This is a genomic window from Streptomyces sp. NBC_01451 (assembly GCF_036227485.1).
In the GTDB taxonomy this organism is placed as follows: Bacteria; Actinomycetota; Actinomycetes; order Streptomycetales; family Streptomycetaceae; genus Streptomyces.
In genome coordinates, this window is the sequence record NZ_CP109479.1 from 5,300,416 (window position 1) to 5,319,849 (window position 19,434).

Here is a 19,434-nt window from a genome sequence, read left to right on the forward strand (position 1 = left end):
CTACGCCGCGGGTTCAGCCGGAGACATCGCTTCGGCTCTCCTCCATCATCAGGACGACGCCACCGTGGTTCCCGCCGAACGGGGAGAAGAACACGTCGCAGCTGATGGGCCGGCCGATGCGGCTCAGGGCCTCGACGCCGACCGGACCGGAGCGGCTGCGGGTCTCCATGCACCGGTCCACGACGGGCCGCAACTCCTTCGTCGGCAGCCCGAAGTCCAGCTCGAAGAAGGGCTCACCCAGCACCTCGTCCGCGCGCAGCCCCCACAGGTCGACGGCGCCCCGGTTCCAGCTCTTGACCCTCAGGTCCTTGCCCAGCACCACCACACCCGCCGCGATGCTCTTCAGAACCGCCTCCAGGAACGCCCTGGCCTCGTCCAGTTCGTCCGTGCGGATGCGCATCTCCTCGTTCATCGTCTCCAGTTCCTCGTTGCCGGACTGGAGTTCTTCGTTGGTGGTTTCCAACTCCTCGTTGGTGGACTGGAGTTCCTCGTTCGTCGTCTCCAGTTCCTCGATGCTGGACTGGAGTTCTTCGTTGGTGGTCTCCAGCTCCTCGTTGGTGGACTGGAGTTCCTCGTACGCCGTCTCCAGCTCCTCCCGAACCCTCTTGACCTCGGCCTTCAGATGCGTGGGGACGGTCACGTCGGTGAACGAGATCACCGTGGCGATGTGCAGCCCGCCGGATCCGGAGAGCGGCTGGATGAGGATGTCGTAGTACTGGACGTCCTCGCCCGTCCGGCGCTCGACCCGGTTGACCCGCAGGGTCCGGCGCTCGTGCATGGACTGGTCGATCAGGGAACGGAGTTCGACCGGCCGGTAGGAGACCTCCAGGTCCTGGAAGGGACGGCCGATGTCGCCGGTGGTCAGGCCGAGCTGGATCCTCGCCTGGTTGTTGACCGTCACGACGGTTCCGTCGCTGTCGAGGGCGATCAGCGGGGTGGGTCCGGCGTCGAGCACCAGATCGCGCAACTGGCGGGCGCGCGCCATCGAGTGCACCTCGCCCCCTGTGCCCGTCCTGATCTTCAGGGGGGCCGGATGATAGGTCAGCCCGTTGTTGCCGCCCCGGCGCCGGAAGACACGCTGACGCATGTTCACCACTTCGAAGCGCTCGCTGTCGTTCAGCAGCATCTCGGCCTTGCCGAGGAAGAGGAAACCGCTGGGACGCAGCGCGAAGTGGAACCGGTCGACGATCTGCGCCTGGGCCTCGACATTGAAGTACATCAGCGTGTTACGGCACACGAGCAGGTCGAGCCGGGAGATCGGGGCGTCACGGGTGATGTCGTGCCGCCCGAAGATCACCCGGCGCCGCAGATCGGGGCGGAAGCCGAACCGCGCGCTGTTCTGCTCGAAGTACTTCTCCCTAGTCTCCGGGGAGAGCGGCTCCAGCGACTTCGCCGTGTACAGCCCGGAACGGGCCTCGCGCAGCGCTTCCTCGTCGACGTCCGTGGCGTAGATCTTGACGCGGCGCAGACACTCCTCGATGCCGAGCGCCTCCGCGAACATCATGGCCATCGAGTACGCCTCCTCGCCGCTGGAGCAGCCCGCGCTCCACACCCTGATCTCCTGCTCCGGATCGAGAGTGGTGAGCAGCTCGGGAACGACCTCGTGCTGGAGGAGGGTCCACGCCTCCGGGTCGCGGAAGAAGGAGGTGACATTGATCAGGATCGTGTTGAAGAGGACGCCGAACTCGTCGGTGTCGGTCTCCAGGAGATCCTGGTAGTCCGGGTACGAGCGGATACCGACGTCCGTCATCCGCTTGTGGATGCGCCGGGCCAGCGTCGAGCGCTTGTACCCCGTGAAGTCGAAACCGCGGGCCTCCCGGATGAAGACGAGCAGTTCCTCCAGCGCCTCGATGTCGCCGTCGTTGTCCTCGTCGTCCAGCGGTTCGCCCATCACTGCCTCTCGGCCCCGACGAGTCCCCGCACGACCGCGGCGATCTCCTCAAGGGGTAGCAGGAAGTCCACCGCTCCCGTGTCCACCGCCGACTGCGGCATCCCCGGGAAGTCCGCGGTCTCCGGATCCTGGACGATCACCGTACCGCCATGTGACTTCACGGCATCGACTCCCGTCGCTCCGTCCCGGCCGGTCCCGGTGAGCACGCAGGCGATCGCCGCCGGCCCGTAGGCACCGGCCACCGACTCGAAGAGAAGGTCGGCGGAAGGGCGTACGAAGTGGACGAGCTCGGTGCTGGACAGGCTCAGGACGCCGTCCGAGTCGACGAGGAGGTGCCGGTCGGGAGGGGCGATGTGGACGGTGCCGGGCCGCACGCGTTCCCCCGCCTCGGCGAGCTTGACCCGCAGCTCGGTCCGGCGTGCGAGAACCTCGGCGAGCAGCGTGCGGTGCCGCGGGTCGAGATGCTGGACGAGCAGTACCGGCACCGGCAGCTCGGGACCCAGTGCCCCGAGCAGCGCGGTCAGTGCCTGGATGCCACCCGCGGACGAGGCGACGGCGACGACGCTGTAGTGCTCCGCGGTCGGCTGGTCACGCGTCACGCGGCGAGCGCGGTGGAGCGGTACGGGCCGTTGGGGAGCCGAAGCGGCCGACGAGCGCCCGGGTTCGCGGCCGACGCCTTCCGGAGCAACTTCCTGATCCGAGCTCACTATTCGGACTCCTCATCAAGAATTCCTACAAAATTACACCCGAACGGCGGAGCCCACTCCGCCCTGGAGCGAAGCGCTCACGCTGGAAATCCCGCCCCGAAGCCACCCCTTCGTCACCTCTGTTCCCGGGTGGCTGCGCATATCCGATGCCGCCCGCTTCACTGTCGAGCCGAGGGCGGACACGGGCGGAGGCCGGGTTCTCCTGCGGAACAGTCCGGTTCACGGGCTGTCGCCCGGCGCGCAACTCGGCCTAGGCTGCGGGCAGGAGGCCTCGCCCTCGCCCGCCGAGTCAGCACGACTGCCCCCCCCCGCAGGGGGCCGTTGCCGATTCCGATTCCGATGTCCAATACCGACCCCGTGCCCCCGGGTCGGGAGAGACCCATCCGTCAAGTGGCCGGAACCCACGTCCATGCACCGGACGTGACCGGACTCCGGCCCGCGTCCTCCCGGTCCGTTCCAGTCGGGGCACACTCCTGAGTCGCCCCGCCGACCGCGAGGACGATCCGCGCGCGCGGATCCCGCGACAGGGGGGGGCAGGTCCGCGCGCAGGCGGCCGTCGCCAACACAGGGCGACGGCCGCCCCTGACCTCACCACTCCCGAGCGACAGACGGCCGTGGGGGACCCGGATTCGACAGTCGGCCCTGCCGGGCTGCCTGTCGGGGCCGGCTGTCGGGATGCCGCGACGCCAGTAGGGCGCAGCAGGCGTGGTCGCCGCCCTACGAGAACTCGCGCAGACGGCTGATCCCGGTGACAAGACCACCCTGGACGCCGAGGCCGGCACTGGCCGCGTCGGCCGCCATCCGCGGCACCGACCCGAAGCGGTAACCACGCAACCGCCCACGCACCACGAAATCAGGGTCACCTACTACGTGAGTAGGTGACCCTGATCTGGTGCCCAGCTGTCGGGGTGGCGGGATTTGAACCCACGACCTCTTCGTCCCGAACGAAGCGCGCTGCCAAGCTGCGCTACACCCCGATGTCGCTGCTTGTCCTGCTTGTCGCGGCGACGTCGTTTACTTTAGCCCACGGGTGGCCCCAGGCGAAATCCGGTTTTGGCGCGGTGGTGGACGGGGTTCGGGCGGATGTGGTCGAGGGTTACGAGGGCGACGGCGAGGGCGTAGAAGGCGAGGCCGAGGAGGAGGGCGTTGCCCAGGACGCTCTTGTAGCCGTGCTCGGCCACGTCGAGGAAGCCGTACAGGTAGCGGTGCGGTGTGCCGGGGAGGAGCAGTTCGCCTCGGGCCAGGGAGAAGGCCAGGTATGCCAGGGGGTACAGGAGCCAGGGCGCCGTCTGGCGCAGGTGCAGTTGGCCGGAGGCGGTCAGGAGCAGCAGGTTCACGAGTGCCGCGATCGGGATCGCCGTGTGCAGGATCTGGTCGGTGACGACGTGCCAGCCGGTCGGCGGAGCCGGTGTGGCGAAGGGGCTTGACGGGTTTGCCACCAGCAGGTGGTGGACCAGGGCCCCGATCACCACGTACAGGAGTGTGGCGCCGGTCAGGGTGGCGGGCAGGGGGCGGTGGGCTGTCCAGGCGCGGCGGGCCGAGGCGGTCATGACCAGGGTCAGCAGGATGCTGCTCTGGATCGTGAACTGGCTCAGGACGTGGAGCGGGCTGCCGAGGAGCAGTTCGACTGTCACGGCCATGGCCGCTGTGGCGGCGGTGAGGAGGCGGAAGATCGCCGTCATGGGGCGGCGTACCGGGGTCACCACAGCCGTGGCGGGGACGGGGGAGGAGAGGAGTGCCGGTCCGCCCGGGAGCGCGGGGAGGTCCGGGATGTCCCTGGGTATCGGGGCGGTCATGCCCTCACGCTAGGACGGGAGGGCAAATGGGGCGATCCGGGCGGGCTGAGTGGGTTACACCCGCGTCGTCAGCGTCAGCGTCAGCGTCAGCAGTCGCGGATCGGTGGGCCGCCGCCCGGTCCCGTGCCGCGAGGTGCCGGGCGCGTCAGTCTCGCGCCGTCAGCGTCAGCAGTGTCGCCTCCGGCGGGCAGGCGAACCGTACCGGCGTGTAGCGGTTGGCGCCGCAGCCCGCCGAGACGTGGAGGTACGACGTCCGGCCCTCGGCCGTGTGTGTCGACAGGCCCTTCACGCGGTCGGTGTCGAGGTCGCAGTTGGTGACCAGGGCGCCGTAGAAGGGGATGCACAGCTGGCCGCCGTGCGTGTGGCCGGCGAGGGTCAGCGGGTACGCGTCCGCGGTGAACGCGTCCAGGACCCGGAGGTAGGGGGCGTGGACGACGGCCATCGAGAAGTCCGCCGTCTTCGAGGGGCCGCCGGCCACCTGCGCGTACCGGTCCCGCTTGATGTGCGGGTCGTCCAGGCCGGTCAGTTCCACCGCCATGCCGTCGATCTTCAGCGTGCCGCGGGTGTTCGTCAGGTTCAGCCAGCCCGCCGTGTCGAAGCCGTCGCGCAGGTCCTCCCACGGGTTGTGGACCACGTCGACGGCGGGCGGGTTGCCGTTGAGACCGTGTTTTCCCTGCATCTTCTCGACCAGGTAGCGGGCGGGGTTGCGGGGTTTGGGGCCGTAGTAGTCGTTCGAGCCGAAGACGTACGCGCCCGGGAACTCCATCAGCGGGCCGAGTGCGTCCAGCACCTCGGGCACGCCCTCCGGGTCGGACAGGTTGTCGCCCGTGTTGATCACGAAGTCGGGGCGCAGGCCGGCCAGGGAGCGGAGCCAGCGCTGCTTCTTGTACTGCCCGCCGACCATGTGGATGTCGGAGACCTGGAGCACGCGCAGGGGGCGCGTACCCGCGGGCAGCACCGGCACGGTCACCCGTCGGAGGCGGAAGGAGCGGGTCTCGAAACCCGCCGAGTAGACGAGGCCGGCGGCGGCAACGGCCGTGATTCCCAGGGGTACTGCGTATCGCGCGCGCATGCTCCCATCGTGTCAGGCGCGCAGCGACGGTGGAAATCCACGGGCGGCGGCCTTCCCGCACCTGCGACAATCGATCCCATGACCACGCTCAAGTCGAAGCTCAGGGAAGACCTCAACGCCGCCATCAAGGAGCGCGACGAGCTCCGCTCCTCGACGCTCCGGCTCACCCTCACCGCGATCACCCAGGAGGAGGTCTCCGGCAAGGAGAAGCGCGAGCTCTCCGACGAGGAGGTCACCAAGGTGATCACCCGTGAGGCGAAGAAGCGCCGCGAGGCCGCCGACGCCTTCGCGCAGGGCAACCGCCCCGAGCAGGCCGAACGGGAGAAGGCGGAGGGTGTGATCCTCGCCGCCTACCTGCCCAAGCAGCTCGACGACGAGGAGCTGAACCGGATCGTCGCCCAGGCCGTCGAGGAGGCGAAGGCGGCCGGTGCCGAGGGGCCGCGTGCCATGGGTCAGGTCATGAAGATCGTGAACCCGAAGGTCGCGGGCCTCGCCGAGGGCGGCCGGGTCGCCGCCGCTGTGAAGAGGCTCCTCGCCGGCTGACCGCCCACGAACGCCGAGGCGCCCGTACGTCACGAACACCGAGGTGCCCGTGGGTGTCACGGACCACGGGCCCGACGCGCCTGTACGTCGATGGGGGCGCCCTTCCTGAGAAGGGCGCCCCCATCGACGTACAGCGCGGTCGCTACGGCTCGCTCACGTCACTCGGCGCGCGGACCGGCTCCTACGGGACCTATTGGAATCCCCCGTTGCTGTTCCCGTTGTTGCCGCCGTTGTCGTTGCCCTGGATGAATCCCTCGGGGAGGGAGAAGGACGGGGTCGGGAACGTCGTGTTGCCGCCGTTGTCGTCGCCGTTGTCGTCGCCGTTGCCGTTCGTGGTGCCGCCGTTGTCGTTGCCGTTCGTCGTGCCGCCGTCGTCACCGTTGTTGTCGCCGTTGTCGTCCGGCTTCTGGACGGGCGGTTCGATGATGGGGACGAGGTTGAACTTCCCGGAGTCCTTGCCTTCGAGGGCGCCGGTCATGGCGTCCTTCCAGATGGGGCCGGGGACCTTGCCGCCGAAGACGAGTTCGTTCCAGACGCCGCCGATCGTGATGTTGCGCATCTTCACGTTCTGCATGGCGCTGCCGACCCAGACGGCGCCGGACAGGGTCGGCGTGTAGCCGACGAACCAGGCGTTCTTGCGCTCGTCCGTCGTACCCGTCTTACCCGCGTTGTCGCGGCCGTCGGTGAGACCGGCCGCCTGACCCGTGCCGGAGTCGACCACGCCCTGGAGCAGGGTGTTGATCGTGTCCGCGGTGGTCTCCGACATCGCGCGCGTGCACGTCGACTTCGGGACCGCCAGCGACTTCTGCCCGCTGCCGGTCTTCTGCGTGATCGACTCGATGGCGATCGGCGTGCAGTACGTGCCCCGGGAGGCGAAGGCCGCGTACGCGCTCGCCATCGTCAGCGGGGAGATGCCCTTGGAACCGAGGGCGATGGCGGGCACCTCGGGCAGCTTGTCGCCGTTGCCCTGCGTGACGTGCAGCGCGTCGGTCATCTTGACCACCGGGCACAGGCCGATGTCGGAGATCATCTGCACGAAGTAGGTGTTGACCGACAGCTCCATCGCCTTGCGCAGGCGGTACGGGCCCTTCTCCGACTCGCTCTCGTTCTCGACCTTCGCGTTCTCCTGGTTGATCCACGGACTGCCGCTGCACGTCTGGACCGGGCTCGGGTACTCCATCTCGTACGGCGCCGAGTACTCCTGGATCGGCAGGCGGCCCTCCTCCAGGGCAGCCGCCGCCACGAACGGCTTGAACGTCGAACCGGTCGGGAAGCCGAAGTTGGAGCCGCCCCGGTCGCTGCCGACCGAGTAGTTGATCTCGGTCTCGTTCTTGCCGTAGCCGTACGGCTTCGACTGGCCCATGCCGAGGATCTTGCCGGTGCCCGGCTCGACCAGCGTGACGGCCGTCGCCACCTTGTCCGACTTGTACACGTGCTCCTTGATCGACGCCTGTACGGACGCCTGCGACTGCGGGTCCAGCGTCGTACGGATGGTCAGGCCGCCCTGGTTCCAGATCTTCGTCCGGGCCTCGCGGGTCTTGCCGAAGACCGGGTTGGCGAGGAACTCCTGCTCGACGTACTTGCAGAAGAAGCCCGCGCCCTTGACCGCCGCGATGCAGCCGTTCTTGGGCTGGCTGACCTTCAGGCCGAGCGGCTTCTCCTTGGCGGCGGCGGCCTCCTGCGGGGAGATGTCACCGACCTCCGCCATGCGCTGGAGCACGGTGTTGCGGCGCTTGGTGGCCTCCGCCGGGTCGTTCACCGGGTCGTACCGGGTCGGCGACTGGACGATGCCGGCCAGCAGGGCCGCCTGGGGGAGGGTGAGGTCCTTCGCGGACTTGGAGAAGTAGCGGCGGGCGCCGGCCTCGACGCCGTAGGCCTGCTGGCCGAAGAACGTGATGTTCAGGTAGTTCTCGAGGATCTTCTTCTTGCCCAGCTCCTCCTCGACCTGGATCGCGAACTTCAGCTCCTTGATCTTGCGGCCGATGGTCTGCTGCTGGGCCTGCGCGACCTTCGTCGGGTCGTCGCCGGCCTCCTCCACGAAGACGTTCTTCACGTACTGCTGCGTGAGCGTGGAGGCGCCTTCCGCGACGCCACCGCTCTGCGCGTTCTTGTTGAGCGCCCGCAGGACGCCCTTGAGGTCGATCGCGCCGTGCTCGTAGAACCGGGAGTCCTCGATGGCGACGATCGCCTTCTGCATGTAAGGCGAGATGTCCTTGAGCTCGACGACCGTGCGGTCGCGCGAGTAGACCGTCGCGAGCTGGCCGCCCTTGGCGTCCAGGATGGTGGTGCGCTGGCTGAGCGGCGGGCGCTTCAGGTTGGCCGGGATCTCGTCGAACCCCTCGACCGAACCCTTGGCCGCGAGACCGAGCGCGCCGGCGGCGGGCAGGGCGATGCCCGCCATGACGGCTCCCGCGAGCACGCTGACACCGAGGAATTTGGCAGCCTGCTGGGTTACCGACAGGCCACCGCCCGAGCGCTTGTTTGGCATGAGGGCAGCCTACGTTCTCATTCGCCGGACACACGTATAGGCCTTGGCCTAAGCTGTTCACAACTGTCACAGCAGTGAGGTCACGTATCAATACGTCCGCGAGACCCGAAACGGTTCGGATGTTGCCCAACTTTTTTGTGGATTTTTTTGTGGACTACGTGCCCGGATCCGCCTCGTGTGTCACATGGTGTCCGTTGTGACCCAGCCGAAACCTCCCGCTTCGCCGGGATGGTCGCGCATGTCGGTCGCTCACTCCCCCGGGTGATCTGCCGCTTACCCATAGTCCGTTCGGGCCATTCAAGATTGGGCCCGAAGGGGGTGTTGCGCTGTGCCCGCCTTCCGTAACGTCCTCAACTGGCGGCGGTGAATATGCCGCTGCCGCCGTGGGGGAGCCTCGATTCGGGAGAGGACGGCGCCGGTATGGGCTGGGTTACCGACTGGAGTGCGCAGGCGGCCTGCCGCACTACCGATCCGGATGAACTGTTCGTTCAAGGAGCAGCGCAGAACAGGGCCAAGGCGGTGTGCACCGGATGTCCGGTACGCACGGAATGTCTGGCTGACGCGCTCGACAACCGCGTCGAGTTCGGCGTGTGGGGAGGAATGACGGAGCGGGAGCGCCGCGCACTGCTGCGCAGGCGTCCCACCGTCACCTCGTGGCGTCGGCTGCTCGAAACAGCGCGTACGGAGTACGAGCGGGGGGCGGGAATCCTGCCTCTCGATGAGGAAGAGGTGTACGAGAACTACTTGGCGGTGGGCTGAGCCGTCCCGGTCGGTCACCACCGCCCCGGTCATCACTCGTCGTCAGCGTCGGTCACGCGTCTCCGGAAGGCTTCGACAGCTCCGGAATCGCCGGCAGCTCCGGCCGTTCGGTCGCGAGCCGGTCACCGATGTTCCGCAGGCCCGCGAGGTCGTGTACGTCGCCGGGCAGTGCGGCGACCTCGGTCACCGCCACCTCCGGGTGGCGCGCGGTGAAGCGGTCGCGTGTGCGCTGCTCGCGGGAGAGCAGTTGCATACGGTCGGCGTGCAGCCGGAGCAGGCCTGCGGTGAGTTGTTGGACGGTGGGTTCAACGCCGGGTTCGCTCGGGTCGGCGGTCGGATCACTGTCGGTGGCGGTGGGGGAGCCTTCGACGTGTTCTTCGACGTCTGCCTCATGAGCTGGTGTGTCGTCTGAACTGTCGTGCGTGTCGGGAGAGTTACGAAGTCCAGCTTTCCCGTCCTCCTGATCGACAATGCGGGGCTCTTCAAGATTTTCCGCGGCGGCGAGCGCGCGCTCGGCCGACAGCTGGGCGGCGCCGCTGCCGTGGACCCGGTTGAGCACCAGCCCGGCGAGCGGCATGTTCTCCGCGGCCAGCCGTTCCACGAAGTACGCGGCCTCGCGCAGCGCGTCGCGCTCCGGGGCCGCCACCACCAGGAACGCCGTGCCGGGAGCCTGAAGCAGCTGGTACGTGGCGTCGGCGCGGGTACGGAATCCACCGAAGGTGGTGTCCATCGCGGCCACGAACGTCTGGACGTCCTTGAGGAGCTGGCCGCCCAGGAGCTTGCCCAGGGTGCCGGTCATCATCGACATCCCGACGTTCAGGAACTTCATCCCCGCGCGCCCGCCGAGCTTCGCCGGGGCCGTCAGCAGCCGGATCAGCCGGCCGTCGAGAAACGAACCGAGCCGCTTCGGGGCGTCCAGGAAGTCCAGCGCGGACCGGGACGGGGGCGTGTCGACGACGATGAGATCCCACTCGTCGCGCGACCGCAGCTGCCCCAGCTTCTCCATCGCCATGTACTCCTGCGTGCCCGCGAAGCCCGCCGAGAGCGACTGGTAGAAGGGGTTGGCGAGGATCGCGGCGGCCCGCTCACCGTCGGCGTGCGCCTCGACGATCTCGTCGAACGTCCGCTTCATGTCGAGCATCATGGCGTGCAGTTCGCCGCCGCCGTCGACGCCCTTGACCCGCCGCGGCACGTTGTCGAGCGAGTCGATGCCCATGGACTGGGCGAGCCTGCGGGCCGGGTCGATGGTGAGCACGACCACCTTCCGACCCCGCTCGGCGGCGCGCAGCCCGAGCGCCGCCGCGGTGGTCGTCTTGCCGACCCCGCCGGCTCCGCAGCACACCACGATCCGCGTGTTCGGATCGTCGATCAGCGGATCCACCTCCAGCACACGCGTGGGGTACAGGCCATGGCGGGAAGCGGTGTCGTGCGGATCCGGACTCATGAAATCCTCTGCTTCCGCAGCTCGTCGGCCAGTTCGTACAGACCTGCCAGGTCCATGCCCTCGGTGAACAGCGGCAGTTCGTGCAGCGGCAACTGCAACTCGGCGAGCACAGAACGCTGTTCGTGCTCCAGCGCATACCGCTCGGCGTACTCCTCGGCCTGGGTCAGCAGCGGGTCCACCAGCTTCTCGGCGTTCCCGCCGCGCCGCGCCCCGCCGAGCCCGGCGGCCGACAGCGACCGCGCGAGCGCGCCGCGCGGAGCCGCCCGTACGAGTTCCAGCTCGGCCTCGTCCAAAACCTCCGGCCGCACCATGTTGACGATGATCCGCCCCACCGGCAGCTTCGCCGCCCGCAGCTCGGCGATACCGTCCGCGGTCTCCTGGACGGGCATCTCCTCCAGCAGTGTCACCAGGTGGACCGCCGTCTCGGGAGACTTGAGCACCCGCATCACAGCCTGCGCCTGATTGTGTATCGGGCCGATCTTCGCGAGGCCGGCCACCTCGTCGTTGACGTTCAGGAAACGGGTGATGCGGCCGGTCGGCGGGGCGTCCATCACGACATGGTCGTAGGCGAACCGCCCGCTCTTGTCCTTCCGGCGGACCGCCTCGCACGCCTTGCCGGTCAGGAGTACGTCCCTGATGCCGGGGGCGACGGTGGTGGCGAAGTCGATCGCGCCGAGTTTCTTCAGCGCCCGGCCGGCGCTCCCGAGCTTGTAGAACATCTGGAGGTAGTCCAGCAGCGCCTGCTCGGGGTCGATGGCGAGGGCGAACACCTCCCCGCCCCCGGGAGCGACGGCGATCTTCCGCTCCTCATAAGGCAGCACTTCTGTCTCGAAGAGCTGCGCGATGCCCTGCCTGCCCTCCACCTCGACGAGAAGCGTGCGCTTCCCCTCGGTGGCGAGGGCGAGGGAGAGCGCTGCGGCGACCGTGGTCTTTCCGGTCCCGCCCTTACCGCTGACGACCTGGAACCTGCTCACGTATCCGAGGTTAACCAGTCCGGCCCGAAGCTACGCCGGAGGCTGTGGACAACGTGGGCGCGGACCGCCCGGCGCCAGCGGATAAAGTCGCCCCCATGACCAAGTGGGAATACTCGACCGTGCCACTGCTCGTCCACGCCACGAAGCAGATTCTGGACACCTGGGGCGAGGACGGCTGGGAGCTCGTCCAGGTCGTGCCCGGGCCGAACAACCCCGAGCAGCTCGTGGCGTACCTGAAGAGGGAGAAGTCGTGAGCGCGGTCGAGGCACGCCTCGCCGAGCTGGGGCTGACACTGCCCGCGGTCGTACCGCCGCTGGCCGCGTACCAGCCCGCCGTGCAGTCGGGGGTGTACGTGTACACCTCGGGCCAGCTGCCCATGGTGGACGGGAAACTCCCGGTCACCGGCAAGGTGGGCGCGGAGGTCACGCCCGAGGAGGCCAAACAGCTGGCCCGCACGTGTGCGCTGAACGCGCTCGCGGCGGTCAAGTCGGTCGCCGGTGACCTCGACCGGATCGCGCGCGTCGTGAAGGTCGTCGGCTTCGTCGCCTCGGCCCCCGACTTCACGGGCCAGCCCGGAGTCGTCAACGGCGCGAGCGAACTCCTCGGCGAGGTCCTGGGCGACAAGGGCGTCCACGCCCGCAGCGCGGTCGGTGTGGCGGTGCTGCCACTCGACGCGCCCGTCGAGGTCGAGGTCCAGGTGGAGCTGAGCGATTTTTAGCCCGTCCGGGGCCACCCCCTCTGGGGGAGTTTGAGGACGAGCGCGTTCAGCGCGAAAGGGGGGTTCGGGGGCGCGGCCCCCGAGGACGGGACGGGCAGGGGCGCCGGGGGCGAGAAACCTCGGCCCCTCGAACATGCGCCCACCACCGGATAGCCTCCGCCCATGGCAAACGGGCAGTGGTACCCACCTGAGTGGCCGGACCTCATCCGCGGGCTCGCCGAAGGCACCCTCACCCCGGTCACCCCCAAGCGCGCGGCCACCGTCATGCTCCTCAAGGACACCGACGGCGGCCCCGTCGTCCACATGCTGCGCAGACGCGCCTCCATGGCCTTCGCCGGGGGCGCGTACGCGTATCCGGGCGGCGGGGTCGACCCGCGCGACGACGACCACCTGATCCGCTGGGCGGGCCCCACGCGCGCGTGGTGGGCGTCCCGGCTCGGCCTCGGCACCGACGAGACGTCCGCCCAGGCGGTCGTCTGCGCCGCCGTACGGGAGACGTACGAGGAGGCGGGCGTCCTGCTCGCGGGCCCGGCCGCCGACTCCGTGGTCGGCGACACCACGGGTGAGGAATGGGAGGCGGACCGCGCGGCCCTGGTCGCCCGGGAGCTGTCCTTCGCCGAGTTCCTGGACCGCCGCGGGCTGGTGCTCCGCTCGGACCTTCTCGGGGCGTGGGCCCGCTGGATCACCCCGGAGTTCGAGACCCGCCGCTACGACACCTGGTTCTTCGTCGCCGCGCTCCCGCGGGGCCAGCGCACCCGGAACGCCTCCACGGAGGCGGACCGCACGGTGTGGATCGAACCGGCCGACGCGGCAGCCGCGTACGACAGGGGCGAGCTGACGATGATGCCGCCCACGATCGCGACCCTGCGCGCGCTGGCACCGTACGACAGCGCGTCCGGGGCTCTCGCCGGGGCTCTGGAGCGGGACCTGGCCCCCGTCCTGGCCAGGGCCAGCCTGGAGGACGGCGAGATCGTGCTGGCCTGGCCGGGACACGACGAGTTCACCAAGCACATCCGGATCGGCGGAGCCCCCGCATGACCGCAGCAGCGCCCCACTCCCCGGCAGCCACCCTCCTCCCGGCAGGTGCCCCCGCATGACCGAAGCCGCCGCTCTCCCCGGCCAGCCGCGCGGCGGGGTTCTCTCCGGACCCGCGACCGCGCGCGCGGTCAACGTCCTGGCGCCCAACGCCTCCGCGATGACCCTCGACGGCACGAACACCTGGATCGTCTCCGAGCCGGATTCCGACCTGGCCGTCGTCGTCGACCCGGGGCCCCTGGACGACGCGCACCTCAGGCATGTCGTCGACACCGTCGGGAAGGCCGGCAAGCGGGTCGCGCTGACGTTGCTCACGCACGGGCATCCGGACCACGCGGAGGGCGCCGGACGGTTCGCCGAGCTGACGGGCACGCACGTGCGGGCGCTCGATCCGGCGCTGCGGCTGGGCGACGAGGGCCTCGGGCACGGGGACGTCGTGACCGTCGGCGGGCTGGAGCTGAGGGTCGTACCGACGCCGGGGCACACCGCGGACTCGCTGTGCTTCCATCTCCCGGCCGATCGGGCCGTCCTGACCGGGGACACCGTCCTGGGGCGCGGGACGACCGTGGTGGCCCATCCTGACGGCCGCCTGGGGGACTATCTGGACTCCCTGAGGCGCCTGAGGTCCCTGACGGTGGACGACGGCGTGCACATCGTCCTGCCGGGCCACGGGCCCGTCCTGGACGACGCCCAGGGGGCCGTCGAGTTCTACCTCGCCCACCGCGCCAACCGGCTCGCCCAGGTCGAGACGGCGGTCGAGAACGGCTACACCGGCTCCGCGGAGGTCGTCGCCCACGTGTACGCGGACGTGGACCGCTCCCTGTGGCCGGCCGCCGAACTGTCCGTACGCGCCCAGCTGGAGTACCTGCGCGAGCACGGCCTGATCTAGCCGGACGTGTCGGGCCGGGGCGCCTTGACGCCGTGCACGCGCGCGTACTCCCCGGCCAGCCACGGGCCCAGCTCCTCGACGTGCGAGCGCAGGAACGACCGCAGGACGGCCGGATCGTCCGTCGGTTCGTGGGCCAGGGACGCCGCCTCCCTCATGCGCGGTCCCCACTCCGGGTGGTACGCGGCGAACGCCTCGGCCATCTCGTAAAGATCGCTGGTCCAGCCCTCCCAGCGCGGCATCACCAGGGTGAAGCCCGTACGCACCAGGCGGCGGGAAATGCCCCGCACGCGTGCGCGTACCGCCCCCGGAGGAGCCCCCGGGGCGGTCGCCTCGGCGATCAGGTGTCGCCAGCGCGGGAGGCACAGGGCCAGGTCGCCGTTGGTCTCGCGGGCGAGGAGGGAGTCGGGGCGGTAGCGGGGCAGGTGCCCGGCGAGGTCCTCGCCGAGGAGGGGCGTGCAGAGGCAGGCCACGAACCAGCCCAGGTCGTGCCTCTCCAGGTCGCTGAGCGTCCGTGCCCGCGAGACCAGCAGTGTGCCGGAGCCGTCGATCTGCTCGAACTCCTTGTCGAGCGCCGTGTCCAGCGCGTGGGCCGCCACCCGGTCCGCCTCCGTGGGCTCCTCGCGCAGCACGAGCAGCAGGTCCAGGTCGCTGCGGCCCACGCGCGCGGTGCCGCGCGGGACCGACCCGTAGACGTACGCGCTGTGCAGCCGCGCCCCGAAGACGTCGAGAACCCGGTCGCGGGCCGCATCGACCACGGGCCGGAAAACGGGCGGCACGCGCGTGAGGGAGCCCTCACGGGCGATGAACCCCTGCTCGTCCAGCCCCGGGCGCGGTGTCACCCCGTACGTCACCGCGTCACTTCCAGCGGAACACCCGCACGCGGCGGGTCTCGCTCACGGCGTGGCACACCACGGCCAGGCGGTCGCCCCAGGCCGCGTACCGCGCCCGGTAGCTGAAGCCGGGGATCCTGCGCTCCGCGACGACCCGGCCGTCGGCGGGGTCGAGGACGGTCACCCGGCTGCCGTAGCCGTTGCCCACCATGAAGTACCCGCGGTGGACCAGCGGATGGAGCGTACGGCCGTGGTCGGTGCGCCACTCCCAGAGCTGTTCGCCGGTCGACACGGAGTAGGCGCGCAGGACCGCGTCGGCGCCCTTCTCGTCGCTTCCTGCGGGTTCTTCCGGTTCCAGCCCGAAGGCGAGCGTGTCGCCGAGGACGGCGACCGCGGGCCCGAAGTCCTTGTACCCGTCAGGAAGTTCGATGTGCCACTGCCCGTCCTCGCGCACCACGTACAGCCGGGTGCGGGAGCGCCTGCCGGCGTTGCGGACGGACAGGACCGGCGGGTCCGTCGCCAGGACGGAGAACCGGTCGCCCCACTCGTCCGGCAGCGACCGCTCCCACTGGAGGTCGCCGGTGCGCGCGTCGAGACACCGGACGGCCGGGGGTTCGTCGCCCTTCCGGCCCTGGCTGTTCGCGATCCGGACGGGGGCGGTCGCGATTCGGCCGCCGCCGATCGCCACCTCGCGGGAGTGGTCGGCGCCCACGTGTCCCAGCTGCTTCTTCGGCTGCTCGCGCGACCAGGCCACGGCCCCGGAGCCCAGGTCGAGGGCGGTGAGCCGGACGTGCTCGGCCGCCCGCGCGCCGTCGTCGTGGTGCAGGACGACGCCCAGGCCGTCCCGGGTGTCCTGGGACACTCCGACGATCACGTCCTGACCCGGCGGCTGCCAGGTCCAGAGAGGCTCACCCGTCGCCGGCGCGTACGCCGACACGCGGTCGAAGCGGGCCAGGGCAACCGCCTCGTCCGTCGCCCACAGGCCGAGCGGCTCGCCGAGGTCCCGCTGCTCGAACTCGGACTGCCACAGCGTCTGCGCCTCCGGGTCCCGGCGGAAGAGGCGCAACCGGCGCTTCGCGGGCTCCGGTGCCGCCGCCCAGACCGACTCGGGCGCCCTGTCCTGGTGCATCCCACCCACCCCTTGTTCCGTTCAGCACGTTCTCGTCACCGCACGGCCCCCGCCCCGGTGAACCCTTGAAATGCGAGAGGGGCCCCGCCGTGCGGCAGGGCCCCTCTCTCGCGTACGGACGCTCCCGGCTAACGCGAACGCTTCGCGAGGCGCTCCACGTCCAGCAGGATCACGGCCCGCGCCTCCAGGCGCAGCCAGCCGCGGCCCGCGAAGTCGGCGAGCGCCTTGTTGACCGTCTCGCGGGAGGCGCCGACGAGCTGTGCCAGCTCCTCCTGGGTCAGGTCGTGCACGACGTGGATGCCCTCCTCCGACTGCACGCCGAAGCGGCGCGAGAGGTCGAGCAGGGCCCGCGCTACGCGGCCCGGCACGTCGGAGAAGACCAGGTCGGACATCTGGTCGTTGGTCTTGCGCAGGCGTCGGGCGACGGCGCGCAGGAGCGCGGCGGCCACCTCGGGGCGGGCGTTCAGCCAGGGCTGGAGGTCGCCGTGGCCGAGGCCGAGCAGCTTGACCTCCGTCAGTGCGGTGGCCGTGGCCGTGCGCGGGCCCGGGTCGAACAGCGACAGCTCGCCGATCAGCTCGCCGGGGCCGAGGACGGCCAGCATGTTCTCGCGCCCGTCCGGGGACGTGCGGTGCAGCTTGACCTTGCCCTCGGTGACCACATAGAGCCGGTCACCCGGGTCGCCCTCGTGGAACAGGGCGTCACCGCGCGCGAGGGTCACCTCACTCATGGAGGCGCGGAGCTCCGCGGCCTGCTCGTCATCGAGCGCCGCGAAGAGCGGGGCGCGCCGCAGAACGTCGTCCACGAGTTCTCTCCTTGTCGACCTGCTCAGGGGATCTTGCTCCCCGGTTAACGGGGACCGTGTTCCCCATCTTGCCGGACGGTCCAAACAGTGTGATCTGTCACAAGGATGCCGCACGGGTGTCCCGATCAGTGCGGCAGGGGGCCAATTGGGCGCCGATCTTCGGGGTCCGGGGCGGATGTCGGTGCCGGGCTCTAGGCTGGCCGGGTGTCCAAATCGCCGGTGAGAGCACAGGCCAAGGGGGCTGAGCGGGTGGCCGCAGGGGGTGATTCCGCTGTGGGCGAACAGGACGCGGGTGGGGGTCGGAATGCGGAGAAAGCGGCAGAGGTGATGTCGGTGGAGAAAGCCGCCAACAAGGTGACCGGAACGGCCGGGACGGGTGGGACGAGTGCGAAGGACGCCCCGGAGAAGCGGGCCACGCGGTCGGCCGGGACGGTGAAGAAGGCCGCCCCGGCGAAGAAGGCTGCCTCCGCGGCGGCGAAGAAGACGGCCGCCCTGAAGAAGACGGCGGCCGCGAGGACGGCGGCCACGAAGGCGGCGGCTACGAAGGCGGCGGCTACGAAGGCCGTGACCACGAAGTCTGCCTCCGCCAAGGCCGTGACCACGAAGTCTGCCTCCGCGAAGTCGGCCGCCACCAAGCCGGTCTCCAAGGCCGCCGCTTCCAAAGCCGCCACCTCCAGGACTGCCGCTGCCAAGGCCGCCGCCCCGAAGCCCGCTGCCAAGGCGGTTGCCCCGAAGCCGCCCCGCAACGAGTCGCGCACCGCGCTCGTCCGGCGTGCCCGCCGGATCGACCGGGAGCTCGCCGAGGTCTATCCGTACGCGCACCCCGAGCTGGACTTCGAGAACTCCTTCCAACTGCTCGTCGCCACGGTCCTGTCCGCCCAGACCACCGACCTGAGGGTCAACCAGACGACCCCGGCCCTCTTCGCCAAGTACCCCACCCCCGAGGACCTGGCCGCCGCCAACCCCGAGGAGGTCGAGGAGATCCTGCGCCCGACCGGCTTCTTCCGGGCCAAGACCAGGTCCGTCATAGGGCTGTCGAAGGCGCTGTCGGAGGAGTTCGGCGGGGAGGTGCCCGGCCGCCTCGAAGACCTCGTCAAACTCCCCGGCGTGGGTCGCAAGACGGCCTTCGTCGTGCTCGGCAACGCCTTCGGGCGCCCCGGAATCACCGTGGACACGCACTTCCAGCGGCTCGTGCACCGCTGGCAGTGGACGACGGAGAAGGACCCGGACAAGATCGAGGCCGCCGTCGGCGAGCTCTTCCCCAAGAGCGACTGGACGATGCTCTCGCACCACGTGATCTTCCACGGCCGCCGTATCTGCCACGCCCGCAAGCCCGCCTGCGGCGCCTGCCCGCTCGCCCCGCTCTGCCCGGCCTACGGGGAGGGCGAGACGGACCCGGAGAAGGCGCGCAAGCTCCTGAAGTACGAGAAGGGCGGCTTCCCCGGCCAGCGGCTGAACCCGCCCCAGGCCTACCTCGACGCGGGCGGCATCCCGGCGCCGCCGCTGGGGGCCGGATGAGGCCCGGGGCGGGGCCGGGGAGTCGTACGGCGTCGTCGGAACCAACAGGGCAGCCGCAGGCGTTGGAATCAGCAGAACGGGGGTGGCTGTGACGCGCGCGAGCAACACACAGGGCGGCGAGGCGACGCTCAGCAAGGACGGCCTGCCCGGCTGGCTCGATCCGGTGGTGCACGCCGTCGAGACGGTCGAGCCGCTCCAGCTGAGCCGCTTCCTGCCGCCCGAGGACGGCGCCGGCCGCCAGTCGGCCGTACTGATCCTCTTCGGAGAGGGCGAGGGCAAGGCCGGGAACGGCCGTGATGCGGGTGACCGCGCCGACGGTGGCGGCGGGCCCGAGCTGCTGCTCATGGAGCGGGCCAGTTCGCTGCGCTCCCACGCCGGTCAGCCCTCCTTCCCCGGCGGGGCCCTCGATCCCGAGGACGGGGACCCGCAGGGCGACGGTCCGCTGTGGGCCGCGCTGCGCGAGGCCGAGGAGGAGACGGGGCTCGATCCGTCCGGCGTCCAGCTCTTCGGCGTACTGCCCAGGCTCTACATCCCGGTGAGCGGCTTCGTCGTCACGCCTGTGCTGGGCTGGTGGCGCGAGCCCACGCCGGTCGGGGTCGTCGACCCGAACGAGACGGCGCGGGTCTTCACGGTCCCCGTGGCGGATCTCACGGATCCGGCGAACCGGGCCACCGTCGTACACCCAAGTGGCTACAAGGGTCCGGCATTTCTGGTCGAATCGACCCTTGTGTGGGGCTTCACGGCCGGGATCATCGACCGCCTGATGCACTACTCGGGCTGGGAGCGCCCCTGGGACAGGAACAAGCAGGTCCCGCTGGACTGGCGCGCGTGACAGGGT

Annotated in this window: 19 protein-coding genes and 1 tRNA gene; 8 read left to right on the top strand and 12 right to left on the bottom strand. The window is 70.1% G+C overall.

All coding sequences use genetic code 11. The annotated features are described in order from the left end of the window. Positions 1–13: 13 nt before the first annotated feature. The 6 genes from OG595_RS23180 to OG595_RS23205 all read right to left on the bottom strand — a co-directional run bounded on the left by OG595_RS23180 (position 14) and on the right by OG595_RS23205 (position 5,466). A complete protein-coding gene (locus OG595_RS23180; RefSeq protein WP_329275007.1) occupies positions 14–1,891 on the bottom strand; it encodes a CheR family methyltransferase in 1,878 nt (625 codons plus the stop codon). Continuing rightward, entirely contained in the window at positions 1,891–2,490 is a 600-nt protein-coding gene (locus OG595_RS23185) for a chemotaxis protein CheB (protein ID WP_329275010.1), read from the bottom strand. The genes OG595_RS23180 and OG595_RS23185 overlap by 1 nt, the downstream gene beginning before the upstream one ends. A gap of 825 nt (positions 2,491–3,315) precedes the next feature. After that, positions 3,316–3,447, bottom strand: a complete 132-nt coding sequence (locus OG595_RS23190) for a hypothetical protein (RefSeq protein ID WP_329275012.1) — start codon at positions 3,445–3,447, stop codon at positions 3,316–3,318. A gap of 54 nt (positions 3,448–3,501) precedes the next feature. Beyond that, positions 3,502–3,575: transfer RNA gene (locus tag OG595_RS23195), tRNA-Pro, on the bottom strand. A gap of 42 nt (positions 3,576–3,617) precedes the next feature. Continuing rightward, positions 3,618–4,394: a Pr6Pr family membrane protein gene (locus tag OG595_RS23200; RefSeq protein WP_329275015.1), complete on the bottom strand. Its 777-nt coding sequence runs from the start codon at positions 4,392–4,394 to the stop codon at positions 3,618–3,620. A 145-nt stretch (positions 4,395–4,539) separates the two neighbouring features. Next, positions 4,540–5,466: a metallophosphoesterase gene (locus OG595_RS23205; RefSeq protein WP_329275017.1), complete on the bottom strand. Its 927-nt coding sequence runs from the start codon at positions 5,464–5,466 to the stop codon at positions 4,540–4,542. Between the two features lie 78 nt (positions 5,467–5,544). Here OG595_RS23205 and OG595_RS23210 point away from each other — a divergent pair, with 78 nt between their 5' ends. Next, on the top strand, positions 5,545–6,009 hold the full coding sequence (locus tag OG595_RS23210; RefSeq protein ID WP_329275018.1) for a GatB/YqeY domain-containing protein: 465 nt from the start codon (positions 5,545–5,547) through the stop codon (positions 6,007–6,009). Between the two features lie 190 nt (positions 6,010–6,199). On the opposite strand, the gene OG595_RS23215 is transcribed toward OG595_RS23210, so the two are convergent. Continuing rightward, entirely contained in the window at positions 6,200–8,497 is a 2,298-nt protein-coding gene (locus OG595_RS23215) for a transglycosylase domain-containing protein (protein ID WP_329275021.1), read from the bottom strand. A gap of 420 nt (positions 8,498–8,917) precedes the next feature. On the opposite strand from OG595_RS23215, the gene wblA reads away from it, so the two are divergent. Next, positions 8,918–9,256: a transcriptional regulator WblA gene (gene wblA / locus OG595_RS23220; protein ID WP_053745774.1), complete on the top strand. Its 339-nt coding sequence runs from the start codon at positions 8,918–8,920 to the stop codon at positions 9,254–9,256. A 52-nt stretch (positions 9,257–9,308) separates the two neighbouring features. On the opposite strand, the gene OG595_RS23225 is transcribed toward wblA, so the two are convergent. Beyond that, positions 9,309–10,700: an ArsA family ATPase gene (locus tag OG595_RS23225; RefSeq protein WP_329275023.1), complete on the bottom strand. Its 1,392-nt coding sequence runs from the start codon at positions 10,698–10,700 to the stop codon at positions 9,309–9,311. Further along, positions 10,697–11,674, bottom strand: coding sequence for an ArsA-related P-loop ATPase (locus tag OG595_RS23230; protein WP_329275025.1), 978 nt, complete (start codon positions 11,672–11,674; stop codon positions 10,697–10,699). The genes OG595_RS23225 and OG595_RS23230 overlap by 4 nt, the downstream gene beginning before the upstream one ends. Before the next feature lie 95 nt (positions 11,675–11,769). On the opposite strand from OG595_RS23230, the gene OG595_RS23235 reads away from it, so the two are divergent. The 4 genes from OG595_RS23235 to OG595_RS23250 all read left to right on the top strand — a co-directional run bounded on the left by OG595_RS23235 (position 11,770) and on the right by OG595_RS23250 (position 14,316). Then, entirely contained in the window at positions 11,770–11,928 is a 159-nt protein-coding gene (locus tag OG595_RS23235) for a DUF4177 domain-containing protein (RefSeq protein ID WP_164409936.1), read from the top strand. Beyond that, entirely contained in the window at positions 11,925–12,392 is a 468-nt protein-coding gene (locus tag OG595_RS23240) for a RidA family protein (protein ID WP_329275031.1), read from the top strand. Before OG595_RS23235 ends, OG595_RS23240 begins: the two co-directional genes overlap by 4 nt. A 162-nt stretch (positions 12,393–12,554) precedes the next feature. After that, positions 12,555–13,430 (top strand): NUDIX hydrolase, encoded by an 876-nt coding sequence (locus tag OG595_RS23245; protein ID WP_329275034.1) that lies wholly within the window; start codon positions 12,555–12,557, stop codon positions 13,428–13,430. 55 nt (positions 13,431–13,485) lie between these two features. Beyond that, positions 13,486–14,316 (top strand): MBL fold metallo-hydrolase, encoded by an 831-nt coding sequence (locus OG595_RS23250; RefSeq protein ID WP_329275036.1) that lies wholly within the window; start codon positions 13,486–13,488, stop codon positions 14,314–14,316. On the opposite strand, the gene OG595_RS23255 is transcribed toward OG595_RS23250, so the two are convergent. The 3 genes from OG595_RS23255 to OG595_RS23265 all read right to left on the bottom strand — a co-directional run bounded on the left by OG595_RS23255 (position 14,313) and on the right by OG595_RS23265 (position 17,078). Then, on the bottom strand, positions 14,313–15,167 hold the full coding sequence (locus OG595_RS23255; protein ID WP_329275040.1) for a nucleotidyltransferase domain-containing protein: 855 nt from the start codon (positions 15,165–15,167) through the stop codon (positions 14,313–14,315). The genes OG595_RS23250 and OG595_RS23255 overlap by 4 nt on opposite strands. 4 nt (positions 15,168–15,171) lie before the next feature. After that, positions 15,172–16,275 carry an outer membrane protein assembly factor BamB family protein gene (locus OG595_RS23260; RefSeq protein WP_329275042.1) on the bottom strand — a complete coding sequence of 368 codons (1,104 nt, stop codon included), beginning with the start codon at positions 16,273–16,275 and terminating at the stop codon, positions 15,172–15,174. Positions 16,276–16,403: 128 nt separating this feature from the next. Further along, complete coding sequence (locus OG595_RS23265) at positions 16,404–17,078, bottom strand: Crp/Fnr family transcriptional regulator (RefSeq protein WP_006382668.1); 675 nt, start codon at positions 17,076–17,078, stop codon at positions 16,404–16,406. A 333-nt stretch (positions 17,079–17,411) separates the two neighbouring features. Here OG595_RS23265 and nth point away from each other — a divergent pair, with 333 nt between their 5' ends. Then, positions 17,412–18,596, top strand: a complete 1,185-nt coding sequence (gene nth, locus OG595_RS23270; protein ID WP_443073118.1) for an endonuclease III — start codon at positions 17,412–17,414, stop codon at positions 18,594–18,596. A gap of 88 nt (positions 18,597–18,684) precedes the next feature. Beyond that, positions 18,685–19,428, top strand: coding sequence for an NUDIX hydrolase (locus OG595_RS23275; RefSeq protein ID WP_329275044.1), 744 nt, complete (start codon positions 18,685–18,687; stop codon positions 19,426–19,428). The last annotated feature ends 6 nt before the right edge of the window (positions 19,429–19,434 follow it).

Excerpts from the sequence above, each read along its gene's own strand:
- OG595_RS23235 (WP_164409936.1), top strand. The coding sequence starts at position 11,770 with ATGACCAAGTGGGAATACTCGACCGTGCCACTGCTCGTCCACGCCACG.
- OG595_RS23225 (WP_329275023.1), bottom strand. The coding sequence starts at position 10,700 with ATGAGTCCGGATCCGCACGACACCGCTTCCCGCCATGGCCTGTACCCC.
- OG595_RS23215 (WP_329275021.1), bottom strand. The coding sequence starts at position 8,497 with ATGCCAAACAAGCGCTCGGGCGGTGGCCTGTCGGTAACCCAGCAGGCT.
- OG595_RS23250 (WP_329275036.1), top strand. The coding sequence starts at position 13,486 with ATGACCGAAGCCGCCGCTCTCCCCGGCCAGCCGCGCGGCGGGGTTCTC.
- OG595_RS23245 (WP_329275034.1), top strand. The coding sequence starts at position 12,555 with ATGGCAAACGGGCAGTGGTACCCACCTGAGTGGCCGGACCTCATCCGC.
- OG595_RS23210 (WP_329275018.1), top strand. The coding sequence starts at position 5,545 with ATGACCACGCTCAAGTCGAAGCTCAGGGAAGACCTCAACGCCGCCATC.
- OG595_RS23180 (WP_329275007.1), bottom strand. The coding sequence starts at position 1,891 with ATGGGCGAACCGCTGGACGACGAGGACAACGACGGCGACATCGAGGCG.
- OG595_RS23205 (WP_329275017.1), bottom strand. The coding sequence starts at position 5,466 with ATGCGCGCGCGATACGCAGTACCCCTGGGAATCACGGCCGTTGCCGCC.
- OG595_RS23260 (WP_329275042.1), bottom strand. The coding sequence starts at position 16,275 with ATGCACCAGGACAGGGCGCCCGAGTCGGTCTGGGCGGCGGCACCGGAG.
- wblA (WP_053745774.1), top strand. The coding sequence starts at position 8,918 with ATGGGCTGGGTTACCGACTGGAGTGCGCAGGCGGCCTGCCGCACTACC.
- OG595_RS23200 (WP_329275015.1), bottom strand. The coding sequence starts at position 4,394 with ATGACCGCCCCGATACCCAGGGACATCCCGGACCTCCCCGCGCTCCCG.